The organism is Brenneria izadpanahii, from assembly GCF_017569925.1.
Classification (GTDB): domain Bacteria; phylum Pseudomonadota; class Gammaproteobacteria; order Enterobacterales; family Enterobacteriaceae; genus Brenneria; species Brenneria izadpanahii.
On record NZ_CP050854.1, the window covers coordinates 740,385 to 758,524 of the forward strand.

At 55.1% G+C, this 18,140-nt stretch carries 14 protein-coding genes and 1 pseudogene; 5 read left to right on the plus strand and 10 right to left on the minus strand.

Features of this window, described 5'->3' with window-relative positions; translation table 11 throughout:
- Positions 1–31: 31 nt before the first annotated feature.
- Positions 32–964, plus strand: a complete 933-nt coding sequence (locus HC231_RS03300; RefSeq protein ID WP_208229711.1) for an SDR family oxidoreductase — start codon at positions 32–34, stop codon at positions 962–964.
- A 40-nt stretch (positions 965–1,004) separates the two neighbouring features.
- Here the strand turns inward: HC231_RS03300 and HC231_RS03305 are convergent, their stop codons facing one another.
- The gene (locus tag HC231_RS03305; RefSeq protein WP_208229712.1) at positions 1,005–1,619 is read right to left on the minus strand and encodes a LysE family translocator; all 615 of its coding nucleotides are present in this window, start codon (positions 1,617–1,619) and stop codon (positions 1,005–1,007) included.
- A gap of 163 nt (positions 1,620–1,782) precedes the next feature.
- Between HC231_RS03305 and HC231_RS03310 the strand changes: the two genes are divergently transcribed.
- The 3 genes from HC231_RS03310 to folA all read left to right on the plus strand — a co-directional run bounded on the left by HC231_RS03310 (position 1,783) and on the right by folA (position 3,610).
- A complete protein-coding gene (locus HC231_RS03310) occupies positions 1,783–2,559 on the plus strand; it encodes a threonine/serine exporter family protein (RefSeq protein WP_208229713.1) in 777 nt (258 codons plus the stop codon).
- Positions 2,550–3,020: a threonine/serine exporter gene (locus HC231_RS03315; RefSeq protein WP_208229714.1), complete on the plus strand. Its 471-nt coding sequence runs from the start codon at positions 2,550–2,552 to the stop codon at positions 3,018–3,020. The genes HC231_RS03310 and HC231_RS03315 overlap by 10 nt, the downstream gene beginning before the upstream one ends.
- Positions 3,021–3,127: 107 nt before the next feature.
- On the plus strand, positions 3,128–3,610 hold the full coding sequence (gene folA, locus HC231_RS03320; RefSeq protein ID WP_208229715.1) for a type 3 dihydrofolate reductase: 483 nt from the start codon (positions 3,128–3,130) through the stop codon (positions 3,608–3,610).
- Positions 3,611–3,698: 88 nt separating this feature from the next.
- Here the strand turns inward: folA and apaH are convergent.
- The 6 genes and pseudogenes from apaH to lptD all read right to left on the minus strand — a co-directional run bounded on the left by apaH (position 3,699) and on the right by lptD (position 10,500).
- A pseudogene (gene apaH, locus HC231_RS03325) lies at positions 3,699–4,537 on the minus strand (bis(5'-nucleosyl)-tetraphosphatase (symmetrical) ApaH).
- A 2-nt stretch (positions 4,538–4,539) separates the two neighbouring features.
- Positions 4,540–4,917 carry a Co2+/Mg2+ efflux protein ApaG gene (gene apaG, locus HC231_RS03330; protein WP_208229716.1) on the minus strand — a complete coding sequence of 126 codons (378 nt, stop codon included), beginning with the start codon at positions 4,915–4,917 and terminating at the stop codon, positions 4,540–4,542.
- 14 nt (positions 4,918–4,931) lie between these two features.
- Positions 4,932–5,753 carry a 16S rRNA (adenine(1518)-N(6)/adenine(1519)-N(6))-dimethyltransferase RsmA gene (gene rsmA / locus HC231_RS03335; protein WP_208229717.1) on the minus strand — a complete coding sequence of 274 codons (822 nt, stop codon included), beginning with the start codon at positions 5,751–5,753 and terminating at the stop codon, positions 4,932–4,934.
- Complete coding sequence (gene pdxA / locus HC231_RS03340; protein ID WP_208229718.1) at positions 5,746–6,747, minus strand: 4-hydroxythreonine-4-phosphate dehydrogenase PdxA; 1,002 nt, start codon at positions 6,745–6,747, stop codon at positions 5,746–5,748. The genes rsmA and pdxA overlap by 8 nt, the downstream gene beginning before the upstream one ends.
- Complete coding sequence (surA, locus tag HC231_RS03345) at positions 6,747–8,042, minus strand: peptidylprolyl isomerase SurA (RefSeq protein ID WP_208229719.1); 1,296 nt, start codon at positions 8,040–8,042, stop codon at positions 6,747–6,749. The genes pdxA and surA overlap by 1 nt, the downstream gene beginning before the upstream one ends.
- A gap of 97 nt (positions 8,043–8,139) precedes the next feature.
- Positions 8,140–10,500, minus strand: a complete 2,361-nt coding sequence (gene lptD, locus HC231_RS03350) for an LPS assembly protein LptD (RefSeq protein WP_246494675.1) — start codon at positions 10,498–10,500, stop codon at positions 8,140–8,142.
- 186 nt (positions 10,501–10,686) lie between these two features.
- Between lptD and djlA the strand changes: the two genes are divergently transcribed.
- Positions 10,687–11,553, plus strand: coding sequence for a co-chaperone DjlA (gene djlA / locus HC231_RS03355; protein ID WP_208229721.1), 867 nt, complete (start codon positions 10,687–10,689; stop codon positions 11,551–11,553).
- Positions 11,554–11,657: 104 nt separating this feature from the next.
- On the opposite strand, the gene rluA is transcribed toward djlA, so the two are convergent.
- The 3 genes from rluA to HC231_RS03370 form a co-directional block, all read right to left on the minus strand.
- Positions 11,658–12,311 carry a bifunctional tRNA pseudouridine(32) synthase/23S rRNA pseudouridine(746) synthase RluA gene (rluA, locus tag HC231_RS03360; protein ID WP_208229722.1) on the minus strand — a complete coding sequence of 218 codons (654 nt, stop codon included), beginning with the start codon at positions 12,309–12,311 and terminating at the stop codon, positions 11,658–11,660.
- Positions 12,312–12,467: 156 nt separating this feature from the next.
- The gene (rapA, locus tag HC231_RS03365) at positions 12,468–15,371 is read right to left on the minus strand and encodes an RNA polymerase-associated protein RapA (protein ID WP_208229723.1); all 2,904 of its coding nucleotides are present in this window, start codon (positions 15,369–15,371) and stop codon (positions 12,468–12,470) included.
- Between the two features lie 390 nt (positions 15,372–15,761).
- Complete coding sequence (locus HC231_RS03370; RefSeq protein WP_208229724.1) at positions 15,762–18,128, minus strand: DNA polymerase II; 2,367 nt, start codon at positions 18,126–18,128, stop codon at positions 15,762–15,764.
- Positions 18,129–18,140: the final 12 nt, after the last annotated feature.

Consider the following 18,140-nt stretch of genomic DNA (forward strand, 5'->3'; position numbering starts at 1 on the left):
CCGAAAGATATTCTCAACATAGAGGCGAAATATGGATTTGAATGAAAAAAAACAGTCTGTAGATAAGAAAACCGCACTGCCACAGACAGCAAAACATCCGTCGACGGCGTATCCGCAGCCCCCTTTTGAACGTCAGCCGCAGGATGCGCCGGGGCTTGCCAGCAAAATGAAGCCGCTTCCCGATCACGGCGAAAAAAGTTACCGGGGAAGCGGGCGGCTTAATGGCCGTAAGGCGCTAATCACCGGCGGGGATTCGGGAATAGGGCGCGCCGTTGCCATCGCTTACGCCAGGGAAGGAGCGGATGTTGCGATTAACTATCTGCCGGAAGAGGAACCTGACGCGCAGGAAGTCATTGCGCTGATCCGCGCCGAAGGACGAACAGCGGTCGCGATCCCCGGCGATATTCGGACGGAGGCTTTCTGCCAACGTTTAGTCAAGGAAGCGGCGGAAAAACTGGGAGGGCTGGATATCCTGGTGAACAATGCCGGTCGGCAGCAGTATGCCGAATCCATTGAAGATCTGTCGACGGAAGCCTTTGATGCGACGTTTAAGACCAATGTTTATGCGCCATTCTGGATCTCGAAAGCCGCAATGGCCTATTTGAAAGCGGGTTCCGTCATTATTAATTCGTCATCCGTACAGGCCTTCGATCCCAGTGCGATCCTGCTGGATTATGCCCAGACCAAAGCTTGCAATGTTGCTTTTACCAAAGCGCTGGCCAAGCAGGTCGCCAAAAAAGGGATTCGCGTTAACGCGGTGGCGCCGGGGCCTTATTGGACGCCGTTACAGTCGAGCGGCGGGCAGCCGATGGATATGGTGATGAAATTCGGTGAAAGTACGCCGCTGGGCCGACCTGGGCAGCCCGTGGAGATCGCGCCGCTGTACGTGACGCTGGCGTCGTCGGAAAACAGTTTCACATCGGGACAGGTATGGTGTTCAGATGGCGGGACAGGCGCTGCCTGACAGGAATGGAAAGGGCCGTCGAACGGCCCTTGAAAAAAAGTTAACTCAGCGCAACCTTGATACCGAGCGCAATCAAAACCGTCCCCAGCAATTTATCCACCAGTTTTTGCGCCTTTTCCAGACCTCTGCGTACCAGGGAACTCTGGAAAAGCACCACCAGCAACGGCCACCAGATAACAGACAGCCCCCAAATGATCGCGGCGTACCACAGCTTTTCGCCGACGCCGGAATTGATGCTTAATACCTGAGTAAATACGGCCAGGAAGAACAGAGTCGCCTTCGGATTAAGCAGATTACATAGGTAGCCTTGTAAAAACGCTTTTTTCAGGCTGACGCGCTGCGGCGACAAATGAGAAACATTCATTTTACTGCCGCCGCGAGACAGCAGCGCCTGAATTCCTACCCATATCAGATAAGCGGCGCCGGCGTATTTCAGCAGATTAAACAGCCATGGCGTGGTGGTGATGACGACGGCCAGCCCGGCTACGCAGTACGCCATATGGGTGGCTACGCCGCAAATTACGCCAAACGACGTCATCAGTGCGGCGAGACGCGGATAGCGAACCGAATTTTTGATCACCAGAAAAAAGTCGGGACCGGGAGAAAGCATTCCCAACGTGGCAATGGTGGCGACAAACAGCGATGTTTCGAACATGATGTGTTCCATATGACGAAAATAGTAAGACAAAACGGGTAGAATAATAACGTCAGAGTAATTAATTATCACCACCAATATTGGCTATTGGCTTGCAATATGTTAACAAGTTGCCTTGCCTTTTTTAGGGTTATTCTTCCGTGCATAGAATCGGGATAAAAACATGGTCAGTGAAACAACACAGCAAAGGGAGATAACCCGGTTGTGTATTCAGTGCGCGCTTTTGCTGTTGCAGCATGGCGCGGAAAGTATGGTTGTGGAAAAGTTATCTTCTCGGCTCGGCGTGGCGCTGGGGGTTGATAGTGTTGAAACTTCAATCTCAGCCAACGCCATTGTACTAACCACGATAATGCAGGGAAATTGCCTTACATCCACGCGAAATAATGTCGATCGCGGCATCAATATGCATGTGGTGACCGAGGTGCAGCATGTGGTGATTATGGCCGAACATAAATTGCTGGATGTGGAAGGCGTGGGAAAACGTTTCGCCCATATCACGCCGTTGCGCTATCCGCGTTGGTTGATGGTGTCGATAGTGGCGCTCTCCTGCGGCTGTTTCAGCCGGTTGAATGGCGGCGGTTGGGATGCCTTTATGGTGACGATGATCGCCAGCGGACTGGCGATGTATGTCAAACAGATCTTGACCGCGCGCAAGCTTAATCCGCTGATTAACTTTTGTATGACGGCCTTCGTGGCGACCTCGGCCTCCGGGCTCCTGATGAAACTTCCCATATTCCAGCAGGCGTCCACGGTGGCGATGGCGGCCAGCGTGCTGCTGCTGGTTCCCGGTTTCCCGCTGATCAATGCGGTGGCCGATATGTTCAAGGGCCACGTCAATACCGGGTTGGCCCGTTGGATGGTCGCGAGTCTGTTGACGCTGTCGACCTGCATTGGCGTCGTGATGGCGTTAGCGCTGTGGGGGTTACGCGGATGGGCTTAAGTCTATTGTGGGCGCTGTTGCAGGATATGGCTCTGGCAGCCGTTCCGGCACTGGGATTCGCCATGGTGTTCAACGTTCCGGTCAAAGCGTTGCGTTATTGCGCGGCCCTTGGCGCGTTGGGCCATGGCGTGCGATTTATCGCCATGTATTTCGGTTTGAATATCGAATGGGCGTCTTTTCTGGCGGCGATTACTATTGGAATCATCGGCATTCGCTGGTCGCGCTGGCTGCTGGCGCATCCCAAGGTTTTTACCGTCGCCGCGGTTATTCCTATGTTCCCGGGGATCTCCGCCTATACCGCGATGATTTCCGTGGTGGAAATTTCTCATCTTGGCTACAGCGAAGAATTGATGAATATCCTGATGACCAATTTTCTGAAAGCCAGTTTTATCGTCGGCGCGCTGTCTATCGGACTGTCGCTGCCGGGGATATGGTTATATCGTAAGCGCCCCGGCGTGTAGCCCCAACGGAGCCCTTGTAAATATTCTTCTATAAGATGTATCCATATCGACGAGTGCGGGGGCTTTCCGTATAGTGTCAGCAATTTTCTGACCTACAGGGTTTCACCATGGTTATTAGTTTGATTGCCGCATTGGCGGTAGATCGCGTTATCGGCATGGAAAATGCCATGCCGTGGCACTTACCGGCGGATTTGGCATGGTTTAAACGTAATACATTCGGTAAGCCGATCGTCATGGGCCGCAATACTTTCCGCTCTATCGGCCAGCCGCTGCCCGGCAGGCTGAATATTGTCGTCAGCAGTCATCCGGGCGATGATGAGCGCGTCACCTGGGTCTCTTCGCTGGATGAGGCGATTGCGGCGGCCGGCGACGTGGAAGAGGTGATGGTGATTGGCGGCGGAAGCATTTACCAGCAGATGTTGCCCCTGGCTAACCGCCTGTATCTGACCCACATCGACGTGGAGGTGGAAGGCGATACGCATTTCCCGGATTATGAACCTGACGAGTGGAGGTCCACTTTCAGCGAGTTTCATGATGCGGATGAGCACAATTCTCATAGCTACTGCTTTGAGATTCTTGAAAGAAATTGAGTTCTTTCATCTAACGCGCCGGCGTTGTTTAAGATGCCCGCCTGAAGCGGGCATAACCAAAGAGGCAAGAGCGGCTTGTCGACGAGGATTACTCGGCGTTGCCCGGTTCAGAACGAGACAAGGATTGTTGCGTGAAATACCGCTTGTCTTCCCAGCGCAGCATGGTCAGTTCCCCCCCCAGCAGCAGCCCGTATCCAATGCGTAAATATTCTCCGGCGTGCCTTTCCCGTTCAGCGAAGCCCAATGCCCAAAGGCGATAGCATAGCCTGCTTCCGTGATCTGGCTTGGTAACTCGAACCAGGGTTTCAGCAATGACGGCGCCTGCGTCGGCGCGTCTTTGCAGATCATATCCAACTGACCGCCGGAGAAGCAGTAGCGCATCCGGGTGAAAACGTTGGTGCTGAAACGCAGGCGGGCAAGACCGCTGAGTTCGGTGCTCCAGTGATTCGGCATATCGCCGTACATCGAATCGAGAAACAGCGGATAGCTATCGCTGCTCAGAATGGCTTCCACTTCACGCGCGCACGATTTTGCCGTCTCCAGATTCCACTGCGGCGTAATGCCGGCATGCGCCATCACCAGTTTTAAATCATCATCGACCTGCAGCAGCGGCTGCCGGCGCAGCCAATTTATCAGCTCATCGGCGTCTGATGCCTTCAGCAACGCGGAAAGCCGATCTTTGGGTTTGCTGCAACTAATCCCCGCGTAGACGGCGAGCAGATGTAAATCGTGATTTCCCAGAACAACGCGGACTGCAGCGCCGAGCGAGCGGACAAAACGCAGCACTTCAAGCGAATCCGGGCCGCGGGCGACCAAATCGCCGGTCAGCCATAGCGTATCCTGTTGCGGATTAAAGGAAACTTGCGCCAATAGCGCCTTGAGTTCAACTAAACAGCCGTGAACATCGCCAATTAAATAAGTAGACATAATTAGTGTATCAGTGAGGGGATCGCCAAACGGAATACGGGGATACTGACTTGAAAATCATTACCCTGATGATCGAGCATCTGGTAATGTCCTTCCATCGTACCTAATGGGGTTTCCAATATCGTGCCGCTGGTGTACTGGAATTCGCTTCCCGGCTGTATAACCGGCTGTTCGCCAACAACGCCTTCGCCCTGAACTTCGGTCTGGCGTCCATTCGCGTTGGTAATCAACCAGTAACGACCGCAAAGTTTTACTTCATGCCGCCCCAGATTGCGGACAGTAATCGTATAAGCGAATACGAAACGTTCTTCATCGGGCTGTGACTGAGACTCAACATAGAAACTCTGAACCTGTACACAAACGCGGGGGGCATTAATCATCACGTCAACTCCAGTTATTCCTGTGCAGCGGCAGGATGCTCGGTCAGCCAGTTTGCCAACCGGCAGTATTGCTCAACCGTAACATTTTCGGCCCGGCAGCTTGAGTCGATATCCAACTCGGCTAGCTGTTCCGGCGTAAAGAGATTACCCAGGCTGTTGCGCAGCGTTTTACGACGTTGATTGAACGCCTCGGTCGTAAGCCGGCCTAATACGCGGATGTCATTTACCGGATATGGAACCTGGGCGTAAGGAACCAACCGGACAACGGCGGAATCGACTTTCGGCGCCGGTTTGAACGCGGTAGGCGGTACTTCCAGCACCGGGATCACCTGACAGTAATATTGGGCCATGACGCTTAAGCGGCCATAGGCCTTGCTGTTCGGGCCGGCGACCAGACGGTTAACTACTTCCTTTTGCAACATAAAATGCATGTCGCGGATAGCCTGAGTATAGCTGAACAAATGGAACATCAGCGGCGTTGAAATATTATAAGGCAGATTGCCAAAGACGCGCAGGGGTTGCCCGGCCAGCTCGGCCAATGCCGAAAAATCCACCGTCATCGCATCCTGCTGGATAATGGTCAGCTTATCTTTCAGCGTCGGATGGCTCTCCAGTCTTGCGGCCAGATCGCGATCCAGCTCGATCACCGTAAAGCGATCCATACGCTCGCCGACCGGTTCGGTCAAAGCGCCCAGGCCGGGGCCGATCTCGACGATAGCCTGGCCAGGTTGCGGATGAATGGCGGAAACAATGCTGTCGATCACGAAACGATCGCTCAAAAAGTTTTGCCCAAAACGTTTACGGGCGAAGTGACCTTGGTGTACTCGATTATTCATTAATGTGTTGCGTCATTTTAATGGCAAGATTTAATGCCGTGATAAAGCTGCCGGCATCGGCGGTGCCGGCGGCGGCCAGTTCCAAGGCGGTGCCGTGATCGACCGAGGTGCGAATGAACGGCAGCCCCAGGGTAATATTTACCGCCCGGCCGAATCCCTGATATTTCAGAACCGGCAGGCCCTGATCGTGATACATCGCCAATACCGCGTCAGCGTGTTGCAGGTACTTCGGCTGAAACAGCGTATCTGCGGGTAACGGACCAATAAGGGCGATACCCTGCTGGCGTAGTTCGTCCAGCGCGGGCGTGATGACATCCAGCTCTTCACGCCCCATATGGCCGCCTTCGCCCGCGTGGGGGTTCAAACCGCAAACGTAGATTTGCGGTTGTTCGATGCCGAATTTGGTCTGCAGATCGTGATGCAGAATGGTAATGACTTCATGCAGGCATTGCCGGGTAATGGCGGCGGAGACGTCAGCAAGCGGCAGATGGGTGGTCGCCAACGCCACCCGTAACTCTTCGGTCGCCAGCATCATGACAACGCGTTTGCAGTGACTGCGATCGGCAAAAAATTCGGTGTGCCCGCTGAACGGCACGCCGGCATCGTTAATGATGCCTTTGTGCACCGGTCCGGTAATCAGGGCGGCGAATTCTCCGTTCAGGCAGCCGTCGCACGCCCGCGCCAACGTCTCGACGACATAGGCGCTGTTGCTGACGTTAAGCTGACCGGCCACCGTGGTCGCCCGGGTGGGGATCGACAGTACCGTCAAACTCCCCGCCTGTTGGGGACGGGCGGGCTGCCCTGGCTGGTAGTATTGCAACGTCAGCGGCAAATGCAGTTGCAGCGCGCGGCTCAGCAGCAGGTCGGGATCGGCGCACACCACCAATTCAACCGGCCACGACTGCTGCGCCAGCGTAATTACCAGATCCGGGCCGATCCCGGCGGGTTCGCCGGGAGTAATCACAACACGCTGCGTACCGCTTTCAGTTTGCATTAGTCATTTGCGCCATCAAGGATTTTAACGTAGGCCGCGGCCCGCTGTTCCTGCATCCAGGTTTGCGCTTCCTCGGCGAATTTCCGGTTAAATAGCATCCGGTACGCGCGTTCTTTCTGCGCGGCATCGGTTTTATCAACCTGACGAGTATCCAACAACTGAATCAGGTGCCAGCCGAAAGAAGAGTGCACCGGTTGGCTGATTTCGCCTTTTTTCAGTTTCAGCAGCGCGTCACGGAAAGCCGGATCGTACATGTCGGGAGACGCCCAACCCAAATCGCCGCCCTGATTGGCGGAGCCGGGATCCTGCGACAGCTGTTTGGCCTGAGAAACAAAATCGGCGCTGCCGTTTTTAATCTGCTGGGCGACTTCTTCCAGTTTCGCCTGCGCCTGGCTGTCCGTCATCACCACTGATGGTCTCAGCAGAATGTGGCGGGCATGAAATTCGGTGACGGACACGGTTTGATCGCCGCCGCGAATATCGTTGACGCGCAGAATATGGAAACCGACGCCGGAACGAATAGGCCCGACAATTTGTCCTTTCTGGACCTGCATCAGCCTTTCAGCAAACAGCGTCGGGATCTCTTGCAATTTACCCCATCCCATTTGTCCGCCGTTCAAGGCCTGGGAATCGGCGGAATAGGCGATGGCCAGCTTGCCGAAATCGGCGCCTTCGTTGAGCTGTTTCACCAAGGATGCCGCCAGATTTTCAGCTTCGTCCACCTGTTGCTGGCTGGGATTTTCCGGTAGCGGAATGAGAATATGGCTTAAGTTCAGTTCGTCGTCTTCGCCGGTTTGGTTGGCAATCTGTTTCGCCAGCGCATCGACTTCCTGCGGCAGCACGCTAACGCGGCGGCGAACCTCGTTATTACGCACCTCGGCGATCAGCATTTCTTTACGGATCTGCTGGCGATAGGTGTTGTAGTTAAGACCTTCATAAGCCAGCTGGCTTTTTAAATCGTTAAGCGACATGCGGTTTTGCGCCGCGATATTGCTGATGGCTTGATCCAGTTGTTCGTCTGTAACCTGGATACCCATTTTTTGCGCCATTTGCAGAACGATGTTATCCATAACCAGACGATCGATGATCTGGTGACGTAACGTGGCATCGTCCGGTAATTGCTGACCGGCATGTTGCGCATTCAGCTTGACGGACTGAAATAGACTGTTTACGTCGCTTTCCAGTACAACGCTGTTATCTACCACTGCTGCGACTTTATCAACCACCTGTGGTGCTGCGAACGCGGTAGAGGCCGTTAGTGCCAATCCGAAAATAAGCGTTCTCCAGTTATTCATACCTTTCCCATTTATCTCATCCGCAAGGCGGGTTAAAAGTTTCATTGACACAGCCTGCCTGCCGCATTTGTAACGTTGCCGCATTCCGCCCTATGTATCAGAACGCACGTTGGTAAGGCAAAATGCCTGAACGCAGCATTTTTTCGGAGCCCAGACTGTAGTTATTGCTTAAACCACGTAACTCGATATTAAACGACACCTTATTATCGTACACGCTGTTGGCGGTGGCGCTATTCCAGTCGGTGATCTTACGTTCATAGCCGATGCTGACTGCCCAACAGCAGGTGTTGTATTGCACGCCAATCAACTGGTTAGCCGGCTGATTGGCTTTGGTGTCATAGTAATAGGCGCCCACAACGGCCCAACGGTCGGCGATAGGCCAACTGGCCATAACGCCCACCTGAGAGATCCCCTGCTGAAAACCGGGGTTCTGCACGTTTGGCAACATTGCGCGAATATATTGGGGGCTGGCGTAGCGGTAGTTTAACTGTACCAGACGCTCCGCGTCTTTACGGTATTCCACCACGGCATCACCCAACGCCACTTCGTTGATACGGGCGTCGTACTGCAATCCTCCCCGTAGACCCCAATTGTCGTCAACCCTCAGATAAGAATCCCCGGCCCATACCATGCTGCCGTTATCATTGTTTTGGTCGAGCGTCATATTACTGTCGCCGGTACGGGGGCGATCAAAGTAATAGATTTGACCTACGGAGGCATTAAAACGTTCAACCAATGCATCATCATAAATGCGGGATGTTACCCCGGTTGCGATTTGGTTGGCGGAAGCAATGCGATCCAGGCCGCTGTAGCTACGGTCGCGGAACAGCCCCGAGTAGTCGGACTGCAACAATGTCGAATCATAGGTATGAATGCTGCTTTGATTGCGATATGGCACATACAGGTACTGCGCCCGCGGTTCCAGCGTCTGGGTATAGCCTTGCGACCAGTTCATTTCACGCTCGAACACCATCTTGCCGTCCACTTTGAACTGCGGCATCACGCGGTTTACCGAGCTTTTCAGATCGTTTTTGGCGCTGTCGGTGACCGAGGCATCGGCCTGATAACGATCGATTTTGGTCTGTTGATAATGCGTCGCCAACAGCTTGGCTTCGGTGTTCAGGCTGCCCCAGCGGTTGGAGAGCGGCAGGTTTAACGAGGGTTCAAAATGCAGACGCGTCGCTTCCGGCCGGTTAGCGTTAATATTGGTGAATTTTACCGCCTGACCATAAAGCTGCATATCAAACGGGCCGATATCATTCTGATAATAATTGATATCGAGCTGCGGTTCGGCGCGGTAGACGTCCCGGCTGTTTGCGCTGGAAAATACCTGGAACTGTTTGGTGGATAGCGTGGTGTTCCAATTTTGGTTGGCATAACCCAGACTGAATTTCTGCGTGGCGTAACCGTCCGTGGTCGAACCGTAAGTGGAGTCCAGATCGGTGAAGTAGCGATCGTCGCTGACTTTGGTATAGTCGGCGTTGAAACGCCACACCTGATCCATGACGCCGTTATGCCCCCAATAGAACAGCCAGCGGGTGGCGTTATCGTCGTCCGGGTAGTCTTTGGCGTATTTATTGTCGCTGGGAAGCCAGTCAAGTTCTATTGTCCCGCGGCCAGGGGAAGTCAGGTAACGGAATTCGTTCTGCCATTGCATGCCGCGTTTGGTTTGCAGGTGCGGCGTAATCGTGGCGTCGAAGTTCGGGGCGATATTCCAGTAGTAAGGGGTGATGAGCTCAAAGCCGTTGCTGCTGCCGTATTTGGCGTTGGGGATCAGGAAACCCGAGCGCCGCTTGTCGCCAATGGGCAATTGCAGATAAGGGCTGTAGAAAACCGGGACATTGCCGATCTTGAAGCGGGCATTCCAGATTTCGGCAACCTGCTCTTCACGATCCTGAATCACTTCCGAACCAACGACGCTCCAGCTATTATCTCCCGGCAGGCAGGATGTGAAGGAGCCGTTTTCCAAAATGGTATAGCGGTTGTTATCGCGTATTTTCATTTTGTCGGCCGCGCCGCGCCCTTGACGGCCGACCATCTGATAGTCGCCTTCATACACATCGGTATCTTTGGTATTGAGGTTCGACCAGGCTTTCGGACCTTTCAGGATGACTTGGTTATCATCATAGTGCACATTGCCGGTGGCGGTCACGGTGCGGGTGGGCGTGTTTTGATCGCCGGATTCGATCTGGTTAAGTTCCACATGCTCGGCGGTCAGGATGCTGTTGCCCTGTTCGATATTCACATTGCCGAGGAAGCGGGCGTTCTGCGGATAGTCGGCTTCGGTTTTATCGGCCTGAATATGAACGGGCAATTGATTTGGCTCGCCCGTTACCAGCGGCCTGTTGTACATGGGTACGCCCAGCATGCACTGTTCGGCGAGATCGGCCAGCGATTGTTGACTGTATAGCGCCGACCAAACCAAAGTGGCCAGCAGAGTTGGGAAACTTTTTTTCATACGCTGTATCGGATGTTCCGTTATCAGAGGCATCATGCCGGCAAACGGTCAGAGACTATATTAGTCGCCAGCGTTGCGCCAGTGTTAAATCCCCACTGTTTTATACGCGCTGCCGTTAGGTGCAAAGATAAATGACGGGTATGATAAAGCAATTTTTAGCCGACGGCATGAGGATTTGAGGAGTATATGCGGTATTGGGGAAAGATGCTGGGGCTTATCCTGGGGATAATGTCTAACGGCGGCATCTGGGGAATACTTATGGGATTGCTGATGGGCCACTGGGTCGACAAGGCCAGGGCATTGCGTCGCCGCAACTTTTTTTCCGCCCAGTCCACCCGCCAGTCGCTGTTTTTCCTCACCACTTTTCAGGCGATGGGGCATCTAACCAAATCCAAGGGACGGGTAACGGAAGCCGATATCCGCATCGCGACCAAAATCATGGATCGGCTGGAGCTGTTTGGCGAAGCGAGAACGGCGGCGCAACAGGCGTTTCGCGAAGGCAAAGCCAGCCATTTCCCATTGCGTCTTAAGCTGCGGAAATTGCGTGATGCCTGCCTCGGCCGTTTTGATTTAATTAAGATGTTTCTGGATATTCAACTCCAGGTCGCGCTTGTCGACGGGGCGCTTCATCCGAACGAAAGACGTTTGCTGTATGTCATCGCCGACGAACTTGGCGTGAGCCGCGAGCAGTTCGAGTTTTTTCTGCGCTCGATGGAGGGCTCCGCCAATCGGTCCGAATCCGGCGCCAAGCAAGGCGGGAAGTCTTATCAGCGCCGCAGCCAGTCGTCTGGCGGCCACTCTTACGGCGGTCATCGGCAGCCGGCCGCGCCGCGCGGGCCGACGCTGGAAAGCGCCTGCCGTACGCTGGGCGTCAGCCGCAGCGATGATGCGACGACGATTAAACGCGCCTACCGTAAGCTGATGAGCGAGCATCACCCAGACAAACTGGCGGCGAAAGGGCTATCGCCCCGAATGATGGAAATGGCGAAACGCAAGGCGCAGGATATTCAGGCCGCCTACGAATTGCTTAAAAACGTCAATCAATTTAAATAGTTATTTCCTTTTCCCTTTCACGTTTCCCTTTTCAATCGCTTTTTATCTCCATGCCCGCTCATTTGGCCCGAACCGTTTATCGCGCCGGCGTGATTAGCAGACGCTTAGAAATCCGCTTCACAGCGAAAATGCATGGGCGTTTTGAATTCAGGATGCGTGATGCGCAATTCTTGCGCATGGAGCAACAGGCGCGGCGCCAGGGCTTTGGCTTGCGGATGGGCGTAGAAGCCGTCGCCCAGAATCGGGTGGCCGAGGGCCAGCAGGTGGACGCGCAACTGATGGGAGCGCCCGGTGATCGGCATCAGCTTGACGCGCGTGGTCCCATCGCTATCGCGGGATAGCACCTGATATTCGGTTTGCGCTGATTTACCCTGTTCAAAACAGACTTTCTGTTTCGGACGATTCGGCCAGTCGCAAATCAGCGGCAGGTCGATTAATCCTTCGTCGCATTCCATTAATCCCCATACGCGGGCAACGTAGGATTTTTTGGGTTCGCGTTCGCGAAACTGGCGTTTTAACTCACGCTCGGCGGCTTTGGTCAGCGCGACGACGATGACGCCGCTGGTGGCCATATCCAGACGATGAACGGACTGGGCGTCAGGGTAATCCGCCTGAATACGGCTCATTACGCTGTCTTGGTGTTCCGGCGCGCGGCCGGGCACCGAGAGTAAGCCGCTGGGCTTATTCACCGCCATGATGTGCCGATCCTGATACAGAATATGCAGCCAGGGGTCGGTGGGGGGATTGTAAGGTTCCATCGCTACTGCCTTTCTCCAGGCTATTGATCACGTGTGATGCTTTATCGCCACCCTACGGATTCCCCTTTGTCAGAGGCGTCGTGGCGCGCAATATTCGCTTTTCTCCCTCCCCTGCGAAGGGGAGGGACGGGGTGGGGTTAATCAATAAAAATACGCTTACTGATGCGTGACCACCACCAGACGGATCGCATCTAAACGCCAGTTTGCCTGATGAAGATTGGTTAATACCTGCTCGCGCTGGCTTTCCAGCGCGCTCAACTCATCTTCACGAATATTCGGGTTCACCGCCTTGAGCGCTTCCAGACGTTCCAGTTCATGGCGTAGCCGCCGATCGGCCTGATTCTGGGCGTCGGCGATAAGCTGGCGGGCCTGGGCCTCCACCAGCGGTTCAGCCTGTTGCAGCATGGCATGAACATCAGCCTGTACGGCGTTCACCAGTTTGCTCGACGTATGGCGGTTCACCGCGTTGAGCTGGCGGTTGAAGCTTTCGAACTCCACCTGTCCGGCCAGATCGGTTCCTTTACGGTCCATCAGCAAGCGGATTGGCGTCGGCGGCAGGAAGCGCGTCAGTTGCAGGTGCTTCGGCGCCTGCGCTTCCACCACGTAGATCAGCTCCGCCAGTAGCGTACCGACCGGCAATGCCTTGTTTTTCAACAAGGATACGGCGCAACTGCCTATATCGCCGGATAGAATCAGGTCGAGTCCGTTGCGGATCAGCGGATGTTCCCAACTGATAAACTGCGCGTCTTCGCGGGACAGCGCCTGTTCGCGATCGAAGGTGATGGTACAGCCGTCCTGCGGCAGGCCGGGAAAATCGGGCACCAGCATATGATCGGAAGGCGTCAGGATAATCAGGTTGTCGCTGCGATCTTCCTGATTGATGCCCACGATATCGAACAGATTAAGCGCAAAGGTGACCAGATTAACGTCGTTGTCCTGTTCGGCAATGGCCTGAGCCAGCAATTGCGCCTGTTCGCCGCCGTTCGAGTGCATCTCCAGCAGACGATCCCGGCCTTGCTCAAGCTGCTGTTTCAACTGCTCATGCTGCTGCCGGCAAGCGCGGATAAATTCATCCAGTCCCTGCTGTTCGCCCTGCGTGGTTAACCGTTCGATCAATTGATCGTAATGGGCGTCGTAAATGGCGCGGCCGGTCGGGCAGGTGTGCTCAAAGGCGTCCAACCCTTCATGATACCAACGCACCAGCAGCGCCTGAGCGGTATTCTCCAGATAAGGGATCATGATCTGGATTTGCTGTGTCTGGCCGATACGATCCAGACGGCCGATACGTTGTTCCAGCAGATCGGGATTGAACGGCAGATCAAACATGATCAACTGGCTGGCGAACTGGAAGTTACGGCCTTCTGAACCGATCTCCGAGCAAATCAGCACCTGCGCGCCTTCTTCTTCGGAAGCGAAATAGGCGGCGGCGCGATCGCGCTCCAGAATCGATAACCCTTCGTGGAATACGGCGGCGCGAATGGCTTCGCGGGTACGCAGCACCTGTTCCAACTGTAGCGCGGTCGCGGCCTTTGCACAGATCACCAGCACTTTTTCGCCACGGTTGGCGGTCAGATAATTGAGCAACCACTCGACGCGGGGATCAAAATTCCACCAGGTGGCGTCATCCCCTTCCAACTGCTGATAAATCTGTTCCGGATACAACATGTCGCGCGCGCGGGCTTCAGGCGCTTTTTTCGCGTTCATAATGCCGGAAACCTTGATGGCCGTTTGATACTGGGCGGGCAAAGGCAGGCGGATTTGATGCAGAACGCGCTGCGGGAAACCTTTCACGCCCTGACGGGTATTACGGAACAGCACGCGGCTGGTGCCGTGCCGATCCATCAGCATGGCGATCAGTTCCTGACGCGCTTTCTGGTTATCTTCGCTGTCGCTGTTAATCGCTTTCAGCAGCGGCTCGATATCCTGTTCGCCCAGCAATTCGCTCAGCGCATTGAGCTCGGCGGGGGCGGCTTTTTCTCCAGACAGCAGGGAAGTCACCGCATCGGCAACCGGACGGTACTGGCGCTGTTCATCAACAAATTCACGGTAATCATGGAAGCGATTCGGATCGAGCAATCGCAGGCGGGCGAAGTGGCTCTGCTGCCCCAATTGTTCCGGCGTGGCGGTAAGCAGCAACACGGCCGGGATATGCCGGGACAGTTTTTCGACCGCCTGATATTCCGCGCTGGGCGCATCCTCGCTCCAGGCCAGATGGTGGGCTTCATCCACCACCAGCAGATCCCAATCGGCATTTACCAGTTGCTCGAAACGCTGCGTATTGCGCTGCATAAAGCTCAGCGAACAGATAACCAGTTGCTCTGTTTCAAAGGGGTTGCTGCTGTCCAGCTTCGCTTCGGTATAGCGTTCATCGTCAAACAGAGAAAACAGCAGGTTGAAGCGGCGCAGCATTTCCACCAGCCACTGGTGTTGCAAGGTTTCCGGCACGATGATCAAGACGCGTTCGGCGCGGCCGGCCAGCAGTTGCTGGTGAATAATCATCCCGGCTTCGATGGTTTTGCCCAGGCCGACTTCATCGGCCAGCAATACGCGAGGCGCGTGGCGTTGTCCGACTTCGTAAGCAATATGCAGCTGATGAGGGATCAGGCTGGCGCGCATGCCGCGCAGCCCGCCCCATTGCTGAAGCGCTTGTTCGTGCTGATTTTTGCGCGCGCGGTAGCGCAGAGCAAAGCGATCCATGCGGTCAATCTGACCGGCAAACAGGCGATCCTGCGGTTTGTTAAACGTCAGTTTGCTGTCCAGCAGAATTTCACGCAGTTCGGCCGGCGCGTCGTCGTCCAGACGCCGGCCGATATAGACCAGCAGGCCATTCTCATCGCGTACGTCCTCTACCTTGAGCTGCCAGCCTTCGTGACTGGAGACGGTATCGCCGGGGTTAAACATGACGCGGGTGATGGGGGCATCGCTACGGGAATAGAGTCGGTTTTCACCGCTGGCCGGGAAAAGCAGGGTGACCATGCGGTTATCGACGGAAACCACCGTTCCTAATCCAAGTTCGCTTTCCGTATCGCTGATCCAGCGCTGACCAAGTGTAAAAGGCATAAATTCTTTGCTCGATTTTTGTCTGTGTCGGGATTGTTTCAGGCCATACTTGCGGAATATCAACCACGCATCTTATGCGGCGTTACGATATTCCGGCTTGCCATTCCTGCGTTCACTTCGTCATTCCTGCGAAGGCAGTATCGCGCGAGGCTTCAGAATCCGGCCCCCGCGTTCTCGATAACGACGGCAGGAATGGAGCCTGCGCAGAGATGTCATTGGCGGTACACGGGAATGACTATGGTGATAAATACTGTCATCGCTCTGATGTGTTTTCGGCATCTTTCCGCCAATGAAAACTCATGCTGAAGATGCCAATCTAGAAAGGGCGCTATGGTAATGGATGGCGGCGCGTTCGTCACCTGATCAAACGCCTTGAACTGATGCAGATTATCAAAATAGTCCCATCTGACCGGTAACCAGCGTAGAAAAGTCATCGTGCAAAAAGGGGAGAATGGCATCGGCCACCGGCTGTAGCTGGCGCTCCACATAGTGTTGGTAATCCAGGGGCGAATGCTGAGTTTCCAGCGGTTCCGGCCCGTTGGTGGTGATCACGTAGCTAATCCAGCCGCCATTTTGATATTGCAATGGCCGTCCTTGCCGGCGGTTATAATCATCGGCGATTTTGGCGGCTCTGGCGTGGGGCGGCACGTTGCGCTGATAGTCGTCAAGGCGGCGGCGCAGCCGCTTACGGTAGATTAGCAGTTCATCAAATTCGCCGTTCAAAGTTTTACTGACGTAGTCCCGCAGCCATTCCTGATAGGGTTTCTGTTGAAAGATCAGCAGATAGAGCTGCTGTTGAAACTGTTGCGCCAGCGGCGTCCAGTCTGTTCGCACGGTTTCCAGCCCTTTGAACACCATTTTCTCCTCCTGAGACGTCGCAATCATACCGGCGTAGCGCTTTTTGCTCCCTTGTTCCGCTCCGCGGATGGTCGGCATCAGAAAACGGCGGAAGTGCGTTTCAAACTCCAGTTCCAGAGCGCTGGTCAGCCCGTGGGTTTGGCGTAAATGTTTCCGCCACCATTGATTCACCAGCCCTACCAGCGAGTTGCCGATACGCGCGGCTTCTTCTTCCGTATGCGCGCGTTTCAGCCACACGAAAGTGGAGTCGGTATCGCCATAGATCACCTGATAACCCTGCGCTTCGATCAATTCCCGCGTTTTCAGCATGATTTCGTGACCGCGCAAGGTAATGGAAGACGCCAGCCGGGGATCGAAAAACCGGCAGCCGCTGGATCCCAGTACGCCGTAAAAGGCGTTCATGATGATTTTCAGCGCTTGCGACAGCGGTTTATTGTTGGTGCGTTTGGCGGCTTCGCGTCCCTGCCAGATATGTTCGACAATCGCCGGCAGACAGTGATGCTCGCGGGAAAACCAGGCGCCGCGGAACCCTTCGACGGCGTGCCGTTCGTCAGGGTGCGACATGCCGACGGCCAGACCGACCGGATCGATCAGAAAGGTACGGATGATCGACGGATACAGGCTTTTGTAATCCAGCACCAGCACCGAATCGTACAAGCCGGGACGCGAGTCCATCACAAAGCCCCCCGGACTGGCCTCCGGCGCGATTTCTCCCAGATTCGGCGCCACATAGCCGATACGGTGCATGCGCGGCAGATAAAGGTGGGTAAACGCCGCCACCGAGCCGCCGCTGCGGTCGGCCGCCAGGCCGGTCACGCTCGCGCGTTCCAGTAAAAAAGAGATCAGCGAGGTTTTGGCGAAAATACGCGTCACCAGTTCGCAATCTTGCAGGTTATAGCGGGCGAGGGCGGGTTTATCTTCGGCGAAGCGGCGGTCGATTTCGTCCATTCGCTGATAGGGCGTATCGATGGCCTTGCCTTCGCCCAATAACGATTGCGCGACGAATTCCAGGCTGAATGAGGCGAAGTTCCAGGTCGCTGATTTCAGCGCTTCGATTCCGTCAATGATGAGACGGCCTTCCGCGCCGGCGAAAAAATGCCCCGCCCTGAAGCCGTGTTCCCGCCACTCCATTTCCGTATTGTTGCGCCCCAGCCGCAAGGGGATTCGGTAGCGTTCGGCATGTTTTTGTAATACTCGCAGGTCGAACTGCACCAGATTCCAGCCGATGATGGCGTCAGGATCGTGCCGTTGCAGCCAATGGTTCAGCTTTTCCAGTAACTGCGGGCGGCTGGCGACATACTCCAGTGCGAAATCGTCAGCGTCGTCGGCATGGCCGTTTTCCGGCCCAAGCATATAAACCTGGCGCTGACCGCAGCCTTCCAGACCGATGCAGTAAAGTTCGCCGTGGCGATTGGTTTCGATATCCAGCGAAACCAGCTTGAGGTTGGGACGATAATCCGGATTGGGCTTCATGCGCACCTGGGTCAGCAGGTTTGATGAGGCGGGTTCGCCGCTCAGCCAGACTGAAGCGGTAATAAAGCGCTCCATAAGAAAACGGTCGGGCGGGCGGATATCCGCCTCGTAAACCTGAACGCCGCCTTCGCGCAGTATCTTTTCCAGCTTCAGAAGCTGACGGTATTGAGCGCAATACAGCCCCAGCAAGGGCTGGTGATGAAAGTCCTGTAAGGGCAGCGGCCGTAATTGCCAGTGCTTCTCATGGCGCAGCAGCGCGGCGGCCAGGGCCTGCTGCGGAGCTGGAATAAACGCGACGGCCTGCTGCACGGGCAGGCGGGCCTGTAGCGGACCATCATCGGTCGCCAGCCAAAATTCCACCTGCGTGCCTGCGGGAGTATCATGCCAGTGGCGGGTAAGGATAAAGCCCTGACGCGTTTGGGTCACTAAAGCCGCCTT

Coding starts and splice junctions, on each gene's coding strand:
- rluA (WP_208229722.1), bottom strand. CDS start 12,311: ATGGAACCTTACAATCCCCCCACCGACCCCTGGCTGCATATTCTGTAT.
- HC231_RS03300 (WP_208229711.1), top strand. CDS start 32: ATGGATTTGAATGAAAAAAAACAGTCTGTAGATAAGAAAACCGCACTG.
- HC231_RS03310 (WP_208229713.1), top strand. CDS start 1,783: ATGGTCAGTGAAACAACACAGCAAAGGGAGATAACCCGGTTGTGTATT.
- rapA (WP_208229723.1), bottom strand. CDS start 15,371: ATGCCTTTTACACTTGGTCAGCGCTGGATCAGCGATACGGAAAGCGAA.
- lptD (WP_246494675.1), bottom strand. CDS start 10,500: ATGAAAAAAAGTTTCCCAACTCTGCTGGCCACTTTGGTTTGGTCGGCG.
- rsmA (WP_208229717.1), bottom strand. CDS start 5,753: ATGAATAATCGAGTACACCAAGGTCACTTCGCCCGTAAACGTTTTGGG.
- apaG (WP_208229716.1), bottom strand. CDS start 4,917: ATGATTAATGCCCCCCGCGTTTGTGTACAGGTTCAGAGTTTCTATGTT.
- pdxA (WP_208229718.1), bottom strand. CDS start 6,747: ATGCAAACTGAAAGCGGTACGCAGCGTGTTGTGATTACTCCCGGCGAA.
- HC231_RS03305 (WP_208229712.1), bottom strand. CDS start 1,619: ATGTTCGAAACATCGCTGTTTGTCGCCACCATTGCCACGTTGGGAATG.
- HC231_RS03315 (WP_208229714.1), top strand. CDS start 2,550: ATGGGCTTAAGTCTATTGTGGGCGCTGTTGCAGGATATGGCTCTGGCA.
- djlA (WP_208229721.1), top strand. CDS start 10,687: ATGCGGTATTGGGGAAAGATGCTGGGGCTTATCCTGGGGATAATGTCT.
- folA (WP_208229715.1), top strand. CDS start 3,128: ATGGTTATTAGTTTGATTGCCGCATTGGCGGTAGATCGCGTTATCGGC.
- surA (WP_208229719.1), bottom strand. CDS start 8,042: ATGAATAACTGGAGAACGCTTATTTTCGGATTGGCACTAACGGCCTCT.